The organism is Hassallia byssoidea VB512170, assembly GCF_000817785.2.
Classification (GTDB): domain Bacteria; phylum Cyanobacteriota; class Cyanobacteriia; order Cyanobacteriales; family Nostocaceae; genus Hassallia; species Hassallia carrinoi.
The window spans coordinates 14,897-30,630 of sequence record NZ_JTCM02000081.1 but is presented as its reverse complement, the minus strand read 5'-3'; the positions used below and the strand labels follow the sequence as shown (position 1 = coordinate 30,630).

Below are 15,734 nucleotides of genomic sequence, written 5' to 3'. Positions count from 1 at the left end.
GCACACCCGATTGACGAGTTCCCAGCACTTCACCCGGACCGCGAAAACGCATATCCATTTCTGAGATGAAAAAGCCATCCTGGGACTGTTCCAAAACTTTCAACCGCGCTTCTGCATCGGGACTTCGAGAATTGCTCATCAACAAACAGTAGGATTGCGCTGCACCCCGACCGACACGTCCCCGCAATTGATGCAACTGAGATAAGCCGAAGCGTTCCGCATTTTCAATGAGCATGACTGTAGCATTTGGTATGTCTACACCGACTTCAACGACGGTAGTAGAAACGAGAATTTGAGTTTGGCGATCGCGAAATTTACTAATTGCTTCGTCTTTATCAGCCGAACTCATCCGACCGTGCAACAGTCCCACCGAAAACTCTGGAAAAATGCTTTCTTGTAGCTTTTGATGCTCCTCCACAGCCGATCGCAAATCCAATTTTTCTGATTCTTCCACCAGCGGCAAAACTACATAAATCTGCCTTCCCTGAGCGATTTCCCGGCGAATTAAATCATAAGCTTGAGTACGTTCCTTACTCGTCAGCATTGTTGTCTGTATCTTCTGCCTTCCCGGTGGCAATTCATCAATCTGACTCACATCTAAATCCCCATGTATCGTCAGCGCTAAGGTTCTCGGTATCGGCGTTGCTGTCATCGTTAATACATGAGGTTGTTCGCCTTTTTGCTGCAAACGCGCTCGTTGCTGCACTCCAAAGCGGTGCTGTTCATCTATTACCACCAAACCGAGTCTATGGAAAATTACCGGGTCTTGAATCAAAGCGTGTGTTCCCACTAACAAAGGTAATTCACCCGTTGCTAGTTGGGCGTGAATTTGTCGCCGTTTTGCCGCTTTTGTGGAACCTGTCAGTAATTCTACTGGTAAATGCAGCAGATTAAACCAGCTAACTAACTTACGATAATGCTGTTCTGATAAAACTTCGGTGGGAGCCATCAGCGCAGCTTGATAGCCAGACTGAATTGCAGCGATAATGGCAATTACGGCAACAACAGTTTTACCAGAACCGACATCACCTTGCACCAGACGATTCATCGGTGCGGGTTTTTGTAAGTCGTTGAGGATGTCGTTAACAACTCTGGTTTGAGCGCCGGTGAGTTTAAAAGGCAATATTTTGTGGAATTGTTCGATTAACTCACCTTTGGGAGCGAGAATGGCACTGGTTTGAATCGCTCGTGCTTGATGCTGACGTTGCAGTAAACTTAGTTGCAGATAGAAAAATTCATCGAAGACGAGACGACGACGGGCAACTTTGAGAATGTCGCTGTCTTTTGGAAAATGAATGTTAGCGATCGCATCTTTCAATTCCATCAAATTATACTTTTGCCGCAAACCACTGGGCAACGGGTCTTTCATGTGTGCCGCAGATGGTAAAGCAGCAATTACCGCTTGTCTGACCACATTCGCCGCCACACCCTCAGTTAACGTATAAATTGGCACTATTCGACCAATATTCAAAGACTCTATCGGATCTCCCGGTTGTGCCAAAACTTCTAATTCTGGGTTATCCAGCGTCAAGCCGTCTTTACCGCTTTTCACCAACCCACACGCTGCGACAATACTACCTTCTGCGTAACGACGCTTTAAAGTTTCCTGCCAACCGCGACTGGTAAAGCGCGTACCCGCAAAAAAGCGGCTAACTTTGATTTTGCCAGTATTATCTTGCAACTGTATGTTTAAAATCATTAATTTCTTGTTGCGGGGACTAACATAACAGTTGCAACTTTTTACCTTTGCCACTATCGTCACCGTTTCCCCCCCCTGCAACTCGCGGATACTCACCTGACGCGCATAATCAATATGATCGCGGGGAAAGTAATACAACAAGTCGCGCACAGTGTATAAACCAAGACGCTCCCCTAAATTTATTGCTTTTCTAACTCCTATTTCTGGTAACTCCTGCAATTTTTGGTCAATTTTCGGCGCAAGTAACCGACTTACCTCAGCAACGATAGGAGATGTATTGGGGAGTGGGGAGTAGCGAGTAGGGAGTGGGGAATGAATAGAATTCGCCTCTCCCCCTGCTCCCCCTGCTCCCCCTGCTCCCCCTGCTCCCCCTGCTCCCCCTTGTCCCCCTTGTCCCCCCCATCCCCCTGTCTCCTCCTTTTGCAATTGGTAAAGATACCTGCGAGTTTCTGCTACTAAGTGTTGTCTATCTTCTGACACCAGATTTGGATAGCTTGCAAATTGAGCCGCTAGTTCTTGCCAGCGCCGGCGTTCAGTACTTGGCAGGACAGGGGGGAATTTCCCAAAAGTTAGGGTGAGAAACTCACTAAAGCGGTATTGTCTGCCCATCATGTCAGTAAAGCCTTGTTCTGCTTCTATTGCCAAGGCTTTCTGCAATCGTGTCCAATCTGGTGTGTCATTAGTCATTGGTTACAAAAGTCAAGAGTTAAGAGTCAATAGTCAAGAGTCAAGAGTCAATAGTCATTACTTTTGACTGTTGACTTTTGACTAATCTTCAAACCAACTAGCCCGCCATGCGGCTTCAGCTTCGGCTACTGATAATTCTCGGTGCTTTTTTTGATACTCGCGCCCTAGCTTGTTTAGCTGAACTAAGATACTGCGAATCTGCTTGCGTGCAGACGAAAGTGTGAGGTCAGCAAATTCAATTTCCGCAAGGCGCAGGTTAAGAGCCATAATCTGTGTCAAACTTGATTCTTCAGGCTTCTGTTCATTTTCAATTTCAATTACTAAGTTTAATAGATTAGGCGGTGCAGGAATTACATCCGCAGATGCTTCTGATACAGCCGCAGCCGCTTCTAAAATCGGTTCTGGTAATTTATTGGGTAATATTCTCGCTTTTTGTAATAAAAGATTTGCGTCACGGGAAAGTTTTTTCAGCGTTTCTTGCGTCACTCCTTCTAATTGCTGTTGCCATTTTGCTACTTCTACTGGGTTGCATGGGTCTTCAGGGAAAGCTGGGGGAGTTGGGATAGAAACGTTTCGACGCAACGTCTGTAAGGGAATTGGGGGAATTGGGGTAGAGACGTTCGGACCGAACGTCTGTACGGGAGTTGGGGAAGTGGGGGTAGAGACGTTCGGACCGAACGTCTGTACGGGGGTTGGGGAAGTTGGGAAAGTTGAAGGGGTTGGGAAAGTAGATGGAGTTGGCGACAATGAGGACACTCCCTCATCTGCCTCATCTGCCTCATCTGCCTCATCCTCCTCATCTACCTCATCTACCTCATCTACCTCATCTACCTCATCCTCATCTGCCTCATCTTCCTCGTCACTTTCCATATAACTGAGTAACTGTTGAGCTGCTTGTTGACCTAACTTGCGGATGGCTTGTTGTAATTGTTGCCGTTGATTCAATGACAATTTTAAAAAGTTGTCGGGATGTCCTTGGGTACACAGGTGATAACTTGCCTGAATCAATTGCTGTTGTACAGCTTGCCCCAAGATTGTTAGATAATTTGTATAAGCAGAAGAAAGTTCTGATGCGATCGCTTCAATCGCCTCTTCCATTGCTATAATATCCCGTTCAATTCGCTCGATCGCTCTCGCCATAGCTTTTGGTTATTGTCCATTTGAAACTTTTTATGGTACAAATGTACGTATTTATTTAAGGATAACTTTCTCTTATGATTTTAGATTAGGGACGCTTGGACGCTTAAAAAGAGATTTTCATCTGTACTGGGAAAGCGCAGTTTATGACGACTATTAATAAAATACAGGTCAGCATCATTCGCTAGACCTGTATCTAAAAGAATCATTTGTCCTTCATCTGATTCAATGACCAATGACCAATGCCCATTGCCCAATGACCAATGACCAATGACCAATGACTAATTTACTTAGTCCCCATTTGTGCGGCGACTTCTTCAGCAAAGTTGCTTTCTTGCTTTTCAATGCCTTCACCCAGCACATAGCGAACAAAGCGACGCACTTCGATGTCTTCGCCTAATTTCGCTTTTACTTGCTTCACCAAGTCTTCGACAGAAATACTTTGGTCGCGAATGTAAGGCTGATCCATCAAAGCCATTTCTTTCAGGCGTTTTTCAATTCGTCCCTGAACAATCTTTTCTTTGATGTTTTCTGGCTTGTTACCCAAGTCATCGCGTCCCATTTCGATGTCTTTTTCTTTTTGGGCAACTTCTGGGGGGACTTCGCTGACGTTGACATATTCAACGTTGGGACAAGCAGCAACTTGCATGGCGATATTTCGTGCCAAGCTTTGAAACTCTTCTCGACCGGAGGGTGCATCAGTTTTGCTGTTCAGTTCAACCAACACGCCGACGCGACCGCCAGTGTGAATGTAGCTGTCTACGATGCCTTGTGTTTCTTCAATAGTAAACTTGACGAAGCGACGCACCTGCATATTTTCGCCTAGTTTGGCGATCGCTTGCTTGATGAATTCTTCGACTGTTACACTTTTATCTTCGATGTAAGGTTGAGCCAGCAAAGACTCAACGTTTTGGGCTGTCGCTGCTTGCTGCGCTAAGTTCTTAACAAGACTTTTAAAAGCCTCGTTCCGGGCGACAAAATCTGTTTGGCAGTTGACTTCTAATAGTACACCAACCCGACCACCAGGTTGAATATAAGTGTCTACTAGACCTTCTGCCGCGATGCGATCGCTTTTTTTACCCGCCGAAGCGATGCCTTTTTGTCGCAACCAATCGATGGATTTTTCCATATCTCCATCGTTTTCTTTCAACGCCTTTTTGCAGTCCATCATGCCTGCACCGGTTTTTTGGCGTAATTCTTGGACGACTTTTGCAGATATTTCCGCCATGTTGCCTCAATTCCTACAAGACTTACAGTTGTAATCGCTCACGGGTGTTCAGTATTTCTATCTTACTCGGCGCAGGGGTAGAAAACCCCTACGCAATGTGCGGGAAAAATCCGCCCATCATATGGTGGGAAAACCCCGCCCTACGATTCTTCTTCCTCTTCGTCGGGAATTACCGAGTCAGTATACTCGCTTTCGTCGTAGTCTTCGTCATACTCGCCACCGTCGTAATCTTCATCTTCGTATTCTGCATCCAACTGACCGTGACGACCTTCATAAATGGCATCTGCCAATTTACCAACTATCAGCTTGATAGACCTGATGGCATCATCATTTGCTGGAATTGGAACATCTACTACGTCTGGGTCGCAGTTTGTATCCAACATGGACACAATCGGAATCGAGAGTTTTTGGCATTCTTGAACTGCGTTATACTCCCGCTTTTGATCGACAATTACCACAATATCTGGCACTTTCCGCATAGATTTAATGCCGCCCAAATATTTCTGTAGCTTTGCCATTTCCCGACGCAGCATTGAGGCTTCTTTTTTGGGCAATAAATCCAAGGCACCGGTTTCTTCGCGGCGTTCCAAATCTTTGAGCCGGTCTACCCGTGTTTTGATTGTCGTCCAGTTAGTCAGCATTCCGCCTAACCAGCGCTGGTTGATGTAATGCGAACCACAACGAGCCGCTTCTTGAGCTATGATTCCGGCTGCTTGGCGCTTGGTGCCGACAAAAAGGAATTTCTTACCTTGTTCTGCTTGCGATCGCATATAGCTGTAAGCATCTTCCATCAACTGGGCTGTTTGCACCAAGTCGATGATATGTACTCCGTTACGCGAAGTGTAAATGTAAGGAGACATTTTCGGGTTCCAACGTCGGGTCTGATGCCCAAAGTGAACCCCAGACTCCATCATCTGAGCCAATGAAACAACTGGCATATATTTTTAACTCCTATTCGGGTTAAACCTCCATCCGAGCGTATTTCCCAAGTTGGAAACACCCGAACTCCCGGATGTGCGAGATTAGACAACCCTTCTAGCATATCACAAAAAATTGGCGTTTTCCAAAGAAAAACTCTCCAATTACCAATGTCGGGTAAAAGGGGAATGGGTTTGCGGGTAAATGTTGAAGAAAAAACTTTTCCCCTTTCCCCTTTCCCCTTTCCCCCTCTTTCTCATGTGTTTCTGCTGTTTTTTATTTCCAGGCGATGAAAGTAAGCTCAGTGTTTAAGTAAGAACATATATATTTGGATTTATGTATAACATACTACCCAGGCGGTAAATGAAACAACCACCATTGCCTGCAAATGAGCAGGATAGGCTTAAGGCACTAGAACGATATCAAATTCTTGATACCGATCCTGAATCAGGATTCGATGATTTGACTAGTTTGACAGCGTATATTTGCGGCACTCGTATAGCCTTAGTTAGTCTAGTCGATGATCGTCGGCAATGGTTTAAATCAAAAGTTGGTTTAGAAGTAACAGAAACTCCTAGAGAATTGGCTTTTTGCGCTCATGCTATATGTCAGCCAGATAAAATGCTGATTGTGCCAAATGCGCTAGAAGATGAGCGTTTTGCTACCAATCCGCTGGTGACAGCCGATCCCAATATTCGATTTTATGCCGGCGCACCCCTGATTACACCTGATGGTTTTGCGATCGGCACGCTTTGCGCTATTGACCGCGAACCACGAAAACTCGACCCAGAAAAGATTGCAGCTTTACAGGCTCTTAGTCGTCAAGTCATCAGCCAGCTGGAACTAAAAATTAATATAGCCAAATTAAAGCACAATATTAGTAAGCAAGTGCAAGTAGAACAAAATTTACGCGGTACTAATCAGCGGTTAACCCAGATTTTAAAGAAGTTGCGGCAAACTCAAGTCCAACTGATTCAAAGTGAAAAAATGTCCAGCTTGGGTCATTTAGTTGCTGGTATAGCTCACGAAATTAATAATCCTGTCAATTTTATTTATGGTAATCTCAGCCACGTTAATACTTACGTTAAAGACTTACTGAATCTGCTAACTCTTTATCAACAACACTATCCAAATCCGAATGATGAAATTCAATGTCAAGCGAAAACAATAGATGTAAGTTTTTTAGTAGAAGATTTGCCGAAGATTTTATCTTCTATGGAAATCGGTACTGAGCGTATCCAAGAAATTGTTTTGTCTTTACGCAACTTTTCTCGGTTAGGTGAATCAGAAAAGAAACTTGTCGATCTGCATGAAGGAATTGAGAACACCATGTTAATTTTGCGGCATCGACTCACGGCAACAGCAGAGCATCCTAATATTGCAATTATTAAAGAATATGGTGATATTCCCCAAGTAGAATGCTATGCATCACAACTGAATCAAGTATTTATGAATATCTTGAGCAATGCTATAGATGCTGTGGAAGAATCAGTTGTAAAAACACAAAATCCAAAACCAAAGATTAGAATTCGTACTGAAATTTCTCGCCCTAATTATGTTGTGGTAAAAATCGCTGATAATGGCGCGGGTATTCCTGAAAAAATTCAACCACGAATATTTGACCCGTTTTTCACTAGTAAGCCAGTCGGAAAGGGTACAGGTTTAGGACTTTCAATCAGCTATCAAATTGTGGTTGATAAGCATGGCGGTACACTCAAATACAAAACAAAACCAAATAATGGCACTGAGTTTTGGATTGAAATTCCTGTTAAGTAGGTTGATAGTTGATAGTTGATAGTTGATGGTTGATGGTTGATAGTTGATGGTTGGAGCGTTGATAGTTGATGGTTGATGGTTGGTAGTTGACAGTTAACTACTATTTACTATCCACGCTCCCACTATCCAATAACCACGCTCCCACTATCCAATAACCACTATCCACTATCCACTATCCACTATCCACTAACTACATTTTCGTGCTGAAGTTCGCCGTAAGCTGCATAAACTCCTTTGACGTTATACCAATTGAGAAAAATTCGGGCTATTTCTAATGCTAATTGAGGTTTACCTAAATTAATTAGCCAGCGCAAAAAGGGAGCCATTGTGCGCTCGTTAAGTGTGCCGTTGAGTGAGAGAATTCCCCAAAGTAAGCGATGCAACCATGTCATTTGAATCATCATTCGCACTTCCCAGGTTGGATGCTTTTGATAAAATAAAACTCCCATGCGTCCGCGTTGAATTTCTCTGTCAATTAAACGGGGAATTTGCTCTAAGTTAAACGGTGGATGCCAATGATAACCGACTGCTTCTGGACATTTAATCAGCTTTAAACCGAGTTCTTTGAGTCTTACGCCTAGTTCTAAATCTTCCCAGCCATAAAGTTGAAAGCGAGTGTCAAATAGTCCAGATTTTTCTAACCAATGTTTGGGAATAGCGACATTACCTGTAGCAAAAAAGGCAGCGGAAAAATCGGTGATTTTATAAGGTTCGGCGGTGGGGTTGTCGAAATTGCATGTGTTAATTACTGCACCGTAGGTAAAGAAGCGATCGCTTCCTAATTTCTCTCGTCCTTCTACCAATGCAGTCTGATGAGCTTGCAGAAAATTCTCAAGTACTACTAAATCGCTATCAATAAAAATAATTATGTCACCTTTTGCCTTTTCTACTCCTAAATTGCGAGCAGCAGCAGGTCCAGCGTGGTTTTGTTGAAAAACTCGCACATGAGGAAACTCGGTTTTGTTTGCTTCCAACCATGACAATGTACCATCAGTAGAACCATCATCCACTAAGACAACTTCGTAACCTTGTACAGACGCGACATGTCGCGTCTCTACATGACTCAGTTTCTGCACTTCTAAGGCTTTGAGGCACTTTTCTAAAATCGGCTGACGATTGTAAGTTGGAATAACAACGCTAAAAAACACACTCTCACCCACAACACTATGTATCCATCTCCAAGATAGGACATTAGCGGCTCTGAGACTGTTCCTTATTCGATGTGTGGATTTTTAACTGGACCCCATAACAGATAATTAATAGCACTCGTTCCCACCAGTCATTAGGGATGGGGATTCCAAAGAATCACTTCTTGGATTTCCTGGTTGTTCCCTTAGGGGTTTTCGGCACTTGGCGCTTACGTTTGGGCCCCCGCTAGTTCGCCTGCACAGGCAGTTTCCATAGATGCACGAATCAAATTGAAGCGGCTTTATCCCTCAATTCTTTCTTGACAGACTACTATAGGGACGGAAGATCCAGAAGTTGGTTCACCTACACAAATGGCGGTGTTTAGCCATAACTCCTAATTTCATCATCGATCATGGAAGCAATTATTTTTATAGGAATCCAGGGTGCAGGTAAGTCTACTTTTTATCGCGATCGCTTCTTTAATACTCACATCCGCATTAACCTTGATATGCTCAAAACCCGTCATCGAGAGCAAATTTTTCTCCAAGCTTGTTTAGAAACTAAACAGCGTTTCGTTGTGGACAATACTAACCCAACTGTGGAGGAAAGAAAACGCTATATTACTTTAGCCAAAGCGAAAGGTTTCCGGGTTGTGGGTTACTACTTTCAGTCAAAACTGGAAGACTGCAAGCAACGAAATAGCCAGAGACTTCCTGAAGATATCGTGCCTTTGGTTGGATTGTTAGCAACGTATAAAAAGCTGGATTTACCGAGTTGGAGCGAAGAGTTTGATGCACTTTACTCGGTTAAAAATCACTTAAATAATTCATTCGTTGTTGAGGAATGGAACCGTGAAATTTGATGAACTTGATAGCAAAATGCGGGTGTTTGAGACAGCACACGATCATTGTGTGCTACCTGGACTTTACATAGTTGCAAGATTAGATGGACGCAGCTTTACTCGCCTGACAAAAGAAGTGCATCAATTTGAGGCTCCCTACGATACTCGCTTTCGAGACTTGATGCTTGCAACTGTCGAACATTTGCTCAATTGCGGGTTAGATATCACTTATGGTTATACCCAAAGTGATGAAATCTCTCTACTGTTTGCTCAACAAGAAAACACTTTCAACCGCAAATTAAGAAAACTAAATTCGGTTTTAGCAGGTGAAGCCAGCGCCAAATTTTCTTTACTATTAAATGCTATTGGCTGCTTTGACTGTCGTATTTCCCAGCTTCCTAATATAGAAGAAGTAGTAAATTATTTTCGTTGGCGCAGTGAGGATGCTCACAGAAATGCGCTCAATGCTCATTGTTACTGGTGTCTGCGTCGTCGAGATGGCAAAAGTGTAACTGAAGCAACCAGCGCACAGGAAGGGTTATCTGTTGCCGATAAAAACGAACTATTATTCCAGTATGGGATTAATTTTAATCATCTCCCTAATTGGCAAAAACGAGGTGTGGGGCTGTATTGGGAAGAATACCAAAAGCAGGGATTTAACCCAATCAGCGGTGAAACTGTCCCAGCACTACGGCGCCGCGTCAGGCAAGATTTGGACTTGCCAATGAAGGATGAGTACAGCAAGTTTATTGCCAAACTTTTGAGTGCAGATTAATGGCACGGTAGTATCGCTGCTTTGCTTTTCGCCATCGTCCTCGACCTACCAGAAGAATTATGCCACCAACGTAACTAACTCCGTAGCGATGCCTACGGAGTTAGTTACGCCAGTTTGGTTCCCATAAGGACGGGGGTCTGGTGCTGTGCGGGAGTTTGCTCTTTATGGCGAAAGCACTGGCTTTGATTGTTGAAGGAGGCAGGAGGCACTTATGTTTTATTCACTTATAGGATTCAGACCCCAGAATAGGGAGAGCCACCAAATTTTTAATTTGGTTGGCTCCGTGCTTAAATCCTTGCTCCCTTTCGGTCGCGGCAGGAGAGTATCGGGGTGAAGCGATGGTAGTCTACGGACATACCCCTGTGCCAGAAGCCGCAAGTCACCTGCGGACTAGCGATCGCGTATTCTTTTCTGGTTTTTCCTAATCCATTTATTGTCTTATTTGTCAATGCGTAAGTTCTGGGTGTATCCATCAACTATTTATTGACAGACTACTACTTTAGTAGACTCAAATCATTTATTAGTCGTCTAAAGACGACTTGGGTAACGAACATTAACCGAATGTATTTTTATTGCGGTGCCGGCGCAGCAGTAAACCTGTACCAATTACACCTATACCGACTAAGGTTGTGGTGGCTGTTGGTTCCGGAACTTTCTTAGGAGTTTGCACAAAGAATTTCAACGTTGCCTCACCTACGACAGGAGTTCCTGGAGGTGCAGTAGGATCGAGTTTGTCTTGCTGGGTAAAGGTTATTTTGCCGCTAGCATTCTCAAATATGCCGGCTCCCCCGGTGAGGGTTATTTCTCCACCACCCATGACTGTGTTGTTCGCAAAGTCAATTGTAGCCATGTCGCTTGCCGTGCCAAACACTTTATTAGGAGAGTTCTTGTCAGCGTTAAAATACACGTCTCCTAGCATAGTTTGGTTTTTTAAGCCAAACGCGGCTGGATCTGCGTTAAATTGAAACTTTTGGGTAGTGTCAGTAGCTTCTACTAATTTTCCATATGTATTACTTTCAAAGTTAGTCAACCCGTAAAGAGCATCTTTACTCTCACCTGTGATGGTTGCTCTGAAGATACCCTCACCTAAGTCCGTTCTGGGTTGAAGCGAAAATAATGTTTTGTATGTTACATCAAAGTTAGTAGTAGTTTGGGCGATAGCGAAGCGCTGCGGCGAAGCGCCGATCGCGCTTTTTACATTTGACCCCAAACCGACTAAAGTTAAAGCTGCTGGAATAAGCCATGCGATACGTGAACGAAGCATAATTTACCTGTCTTTATTTCTAAATATACTTAGTAATAATATTAACAGGTAAACTTTGATGAAGAGAATGCCTAAATTAAATATACTTATGATTTATTTTTAGTAAAATCCAAGTACTATTACCTATTCGCGAACAACAAGAATCCCGGTAACTCCTGCGAAACCGGGATTCTTGGAAAAACCGGGATTCTGAACTTTGCGATTTTCACTCCGCAAATAGGATCGCTATAAGCATTCTCAATGTCATGAAATAAGTATATTTTGAAGAGCAAATTAGTTAGATAATATTGACTCATTATTTCGTTTTGCTATCAGGAGTTTTGAATGGGTCGCGCTAAAAAGGTTGTTCTGGCATATTCTGGCGGAGTAGATACCTCAGTTTGCATTCCCTACTTGATGCATGAGTGGGGTGTGGAAGAAGTGATTACGCTAGCAGCAGATTTAGGTCAGGGCGATGAATTAGAGCCAGTTCGAGAAAAAGCTTTAAAATCGGGTGCAAGTGAATCTCTGGTAGCGGATGTCAAAGATAGATTTGTTAAAGATTACGCCTTTGGAGCGATTCAAGCAAACGCTCTTTATGAAAATCGCTATCCTTTGGGAACTGCGCTTGCCCGTCCGTTGATTGCTAAGATATTAGTAGAAGCCGCAGAAAAATACGGTGCAGATGCGATCGCTCACGGTTGCACCGGTAAAGGTAACGATCAAGTACGCTTTGATGTATCCTGTGCTGCACTTAACCCAAATCTGAAGATACTTGCACCAGCGCGGGAATGGGGAATGAGTCGTGAAGAAACCATCGCTTATGGTGAACGGTTTGGTATTTCTTCACCAGTGAAAAAGAAATCCCCCTACAGTATTGATAAAAATTTGCTCGGTCGCAGCATAGAAGCTGGTGTTCTGGAAGATCCGGCAGTTGAACCACCAGAAGAAATTTATCAGATGACGAAAGCGATCGCCAACACCCCCAACGAACCAGAATACATTGAAATCGGTTTCACTCAAGGTATTCCAACCACCCTCAACGGTGAAGCTAAAAACCCAGTTGCGCTAATTGAACAACTCAACAATGCAGCCGGCAACCACGGTATCGGGCGGATTGATATGATAGAAAACCGCTTGGTAGGCATTAAATCGCGGGAAATCTACGAATCACCCGCAATGTTAGTATTAATTCAAGCACACCGAGATTTAGAAAGCCTGACTTTAACCGCAGATATTACCCACTACAAACGTGGTATTGAAGAAACTTATACCCAAATGGTTTATAACGGTTTGTGGTACAGTCCACTCAAAGCTGCATTGGATGCGTTTATTCAAAAAACTCAAGAGCGAGTTTCTGGAACTGTGCGAGTAAAACTGTTTAAAGGTAATGCCACGATAGTTGGGCGTACTTCTGAAAATACCCTTTACACACCAGATTTAGCAACCTACGGAGCTGAAGACCAATTCGATCATAAAGCAGCCGAAGGCTTTATTTACGTTTGGGGACTACCAACACGTATTTGGGCACAGCGGGGGAAGAGTTAGTGGATAGTGGATAGTGGGAGCGTGGAAGCGTGGGAGCGTGGATAGTTGTTGGTGAGCCAGTGCGTTGGGCGGCTCTGCCGACTTGAAGCACCTGGCGAACCCGAAGGGTGGATAGTTGTTAGGGGATAGGGGATAGGGGATAGTGGGAGCGTGGAAGCGTGGGAGCGTGGATAGGGGATAGTGGGAGCGATGTTAGTAGGAGCGTGATTAGGAGTGCTTTTTAACAACTAACAACGCTCCTACTAACAACTAACAACGCTCCTACTAACAACTAACCCCCAACAACCAACAACTAACCCCCAACAATTATGAAACGATCGCACTCACAACAAATTACAATCGGGCTGGGGTTAGCATTGGCGCTGTTAGTTGCCAATACTGTGGTATCATATCGCAATACCTTGAAGCTGATTTCAAATCAGCGGTTGGTGACTCATACCCAACAGGTTTTAATTGAGTTAGAAGCGACTCTCTCAACTTTAAAAGATGCCGAAACCGGACAACGCGGTTATTTGATTACGGGAGAAAAACGGTATCTGCAACCTTATGAAAGTGCTGTTGACAAAATTAATCGCCAAATCAATTCTCTCAAACAACTGACGGCAGATAATCCCAATCAGCAACAACGTGTCTTTGCTTTAGAGAATGCGATCGCTCTCAAATTAACTGAACTCGCACAAACCGTCAAACTACGTCGAGAAAAAGGTTTTGATGCAGCACAGCAGGTTGTTCAAAGCGATCGCGGCAAGCAAATCATGGATAATATTCGCGCTGACATCGCTGATATGGAGAATATCGAAACTCAACTCTTGCAGCAACGCACTCAAGAATCACAAGCAAAGCTGCAAGAAACTTTACTCACATTTTCCATTGCTGCTGCGATCAATTTGGCACTCCTAGCTTTAGTCTACTATTTATTTCGGTTGAACCATCGGCAAAGCAAACAGGAAGAAGAAAGACTGCGCCAAAATAACGAGCAGCTAACCTTAGCACTGGATGCGGGTAAAATGGGTTCTTGGGATTGGAATCTTCAGACTAATGAAGTATTATGGACAATTTATCACGAAATTATCTTTGGTTACGAGCCAGGTAAGCCCAACCGCAGCTACAAAGAATGGGCAGACCGCGTTCATCCTGAAGATTTGCCAAAAGTTGAAGCGCTTGTGCAAGCATCCGTGAAAAATCAGCAAGATTTCCACGCTGAGTATCGTGTTGTTTGTTCCGATAATAGTTTGCATTGGGTGACAGCATTTGGCAGATTCCAGCGTGATGCAGAAAATCGCCCCATTCGCATGGTAGGGGTACTCAGTGATATTACAGAGCGCAAGCAAACGGAAGCTAAAATTATACAATTAAACGAAACTTTAGAACAGCGAGTATTAGAGCGAACTACCCAACTAGAAGAAGCCAACGAAGAATTACAAGCCTTTGCCTATTCAGTTTCTCATGACCTCCGCGCCCCGTTGCGAGCGATGCAGGGATTTGCGGAAGCTTTGCTTGAAGACTATGAAGATATTTTAGATGAACTTGGCAAAGAGTACGCGACACGCATTGTTACTTCGGCACAGCGCTTAGAAAATTTGATACAAGATTTACTTGCTTACAGCCGTCTCAGCCGTTCTGACCTGCAACTAAAGGTGATTGATTTAACAACTATTATGTCAGAGGCAATGACCCAATTAGAAGCGGAGATAGAGCAAACTCAAGCGCAGGTAAATATACAATCACCGTTACCGAAAGCGATCGCTCATCGCGCGACTTTAGTTCAAGTTATCACCAATTTGCTCACAAATGCGATGAAATTTGTTGATGACGGGGTGTCACCACAAATCAAAGTTTGGGCAGAAATACACGGCGAATGTGTGCGTCTGTGGGTAGAAGATAATGGTATTGGCATAGCCAGAGAACACCAAAAACGAATTTTTCGGGTTTTTGAGCGTTTGCATGGAATGGAAACTTATCCTGGTACGGGAATTGGGTTAGCGATCGTTCGTAAAGGTATCGATCGCATGGGAGGATGTGTAGGAGTAGAATCGCAACTTGGACAAGGAAGCCGTTTTTGGATTGAATTAAGAAGAGGGGAGTAGGGAGTGGGGAGTAGGGAGTGGGGAGTGGGAATGGGAAAAACCCGATCGCATGTTCTCAATTACCAGTCGCCAATAATTAATTCTCAGTTTTCATAAAAAATACAACGAATGTCCACACGTACTATATTACTAGTAGAAGATGACCCTAACGACATTCTTCTTACGCAACGCGCTTTCCGTAAAGCGAATTTAGCTCATGCTTCATTGCAAATCGTCAGTGACGGAGATAGTGCTGTTTTTTACCTTAGCGGTGAAGGTAAATATAGCGATCGCGATCGTTATCCTTTGCCCGTGCTAATCTTATTAGATTTGAAATTACCCAGGCGATCGGGTCATGAAATCTTATCATGGCTGCGACAACAACCAGAAATTAAGCGTTTGCCTGTGATTATGTTGACTTCTTCTAAAGAAAACATGGATATTAATCAAGCTTACGATTTGGGAGCTAATTCTTATTTAGTTAAACCTGTTGGTCTTACAGCTTTAATAGAAGTAGTACAAACGCTTAATTTGTATTGGTTGCTACTCAATGAGCAGCCAGAAATTCGCATGTTTTAATTGACGATCGCTCTTTAAAGAGCGCATTCTCACCACTCGTCAGAATCGCGCGAGAATTTTCTGAGCTTTGCATCACAAAAATAACCAAATCGCATTTATCATCAGTACT

General features: G+C 43.7%; 13 protein-coding genes. 7 read left to right on the top strand and 6 right to left on the bottom strand.

The genetic code is table 11. The features are described from left to right. From recG to rpsB, 4 genes are all read right to left on the bottom strand, one after another. Positions 1–2,386 (bottom strand): ATP-dependent DNA helicase RecG (gene recG / locus PI95_RS25290; protein WP_163519182.1); only part of this gene is annotated, 2,386 nt, incomplete at its 3' end. Between the two features lie 81 nt (positions 2,387–2,467). Further along, entirely contained in the window at positions 2,468–3,526 is a 1,059-nt protein-coding gene (locus PI95_RS25285; protein ID WP_039753790.1) for a hypothetical protein, read from the bottom strand. A 283-nt stretch (positions 3,527–3,809) separates the two neighbouring features. Further along, positions 3,810–4,751, bottom strand: coding sequence for a translation elongation factor Ts (gene tsf, locus PI95_RS25280; RefSeq protein WP_039753792.1), 942 nt, complete (start codon positions 4,749–4,751; stop codon positions 3,810–3,812). A gap of 140 nt (positions 4,752–4,891) precedes the next feature. Further along, a complete protein-coding gene (gene rpsB, locus PI95_RS25275) occupies positions 4,892–5,689 on the bottom strand; it encodes a 30S ribosomal protein S2 (protein WP_039753794.1) in 798 nt (265 codons plus the stop codon). Between the two features lie 343 nt (positions 5,690–6,032). On the opposite strand from rpsB, the gene PI95_RS25270 reads away from it, so the two are divergent. Continuing rightward, on the top strand, positions 6,033–7,445 hold the full coding sequence (locus PI95_RS25270) for a GAF domain-containing sensor histidine kinase (RefSeq protein WP_039753796.1): 1,413 nt from the start codon (positions 6,033–6,035) through the stop codon (positions 7,443–7,445). A gap of 179 nt (positions 7,446–7,624) precedes the next feature. Here the strand turns inward: PI95_RS25270 and PI95_RS25265 are convergent, their stop codons facing one another. After that, positions 7,625–8,593 carry a glycosyltransferase family 2 protein gene (locus PI95_RS25265; protein ID WP_336507622.1) on the bottom strand — a complete coding sequence of 323 codons (969 nt, stop codon included), beginning with the start codon at positions 8,591–8,593 and terminating at the stop codon, positions 7,625–7,627. Positions 8,594–8,985: 392 nt separating this feature from the next. Between PI95_RS25265 and PI95_RS25260 the strand changes: the two genes are divergently transcribed. From PI95_RS25260 to PI95_RS25250, 3 genes are all read left to right on the top strand, one after another. Next, on the top strand, positions 8,986–9,435 hold the full coding sequence (locus tag PI95_RS25260) for an ATP-binding protein (RefSeq protein ID WP_039753800.1): 450 nt from the start codon (positions 8,986–8,988) through the stop codon (positions 9,433–9,435). Further along, positions 9,425–10,189 carry a tRNA(His) guanylyltransferase Thg1 family protein gene (locus tag PI95_RS25255; RefSeq protein WP_039753801.1) on the top strand — a complete coding sequence of 255 codons (765 nt, stop codon included), beginning with the start codon at positions 9,425–9,427 and terminating at the stop codon, positions 10,187–10,189. The genes PI95_RS25260 and PI95_RS25255 overlap by 11 nt, the downstream gene beginning before the upstream one ends. A 275-nt stretch (positions 10,190–10,464) precedes the next feature. Further along, positions 10,465–10,614, top strand: a complete 150-nt coding sequence (locus PI95_RS25250; protein WP_163519181.1) for a hypothetical protein — start codon at positions 10,465–10,467, stop codon at positions 10,612–10,614. Positions 10,615–10,742: 128 nt separating this feature from the next. Here the strand turns inward: PI95_RS25250 and PI95_RS25245 are convergent, their stop codons facing one another. Continuing rightward, positions 10,743–11,453, bottom strand: a complete 711-nt coding sequence (locus PI95_RS25245; RefSeq protein ID WP_039753802.1) for a hypothetical protein — start codon at positions 11,451–11,453, stop codon at positions 10,743–10,745. A 324-nt stretch (positions 11,454–11,777) separates the two neighbouring features. Here PI95_RS25245 and PI95_RS25240 point away from each other — a divergent pair, with 324 nt between their 5' ends. The 3 genes from PI95_RS25240 (at position 11,778) to PI95_RS25230 (ending at position 15,625) form a co-directional block, all read left to right on the top strand. Further along, positions 11,778–12,980, top strand: coding sequence for an argininosuccinate synthase (locus tag PI95_RS25240; RefSeq protein WP_039753803.1), 1,203 nt, complete (start codon positions 11,778–11,780; stop codon positions 12,978–12,980). A gap of 308 nt (positions 12,981–13,288) precedes the next feature. Further along, on the top strand, positions 13,289–15,067 hold the full coding sequence (locus PI95_RS25235) for a sensor histidine kinase (RefSeq protein WP_039753805.1): 1,779 nt from the start codon (positions 13,289–13,291) through the stop codon (positions 15,065–15,067). Positions 15,068–15,175: 108 nt separating this feature from the next. Then, positions 15,176–15,625 carry a response regulator gene (locus PI95_RS25230; protein WP_039753807.1) on the top strand — a complete coding sequence of 150 codons (450 nt, stop codon included), beginning with the start codon at positions 15,176–15,178 and terminating at the stop codon, positions 15,623–15,625. Positions 15,626–15,734: the final 109 nt, after the last annotated feature.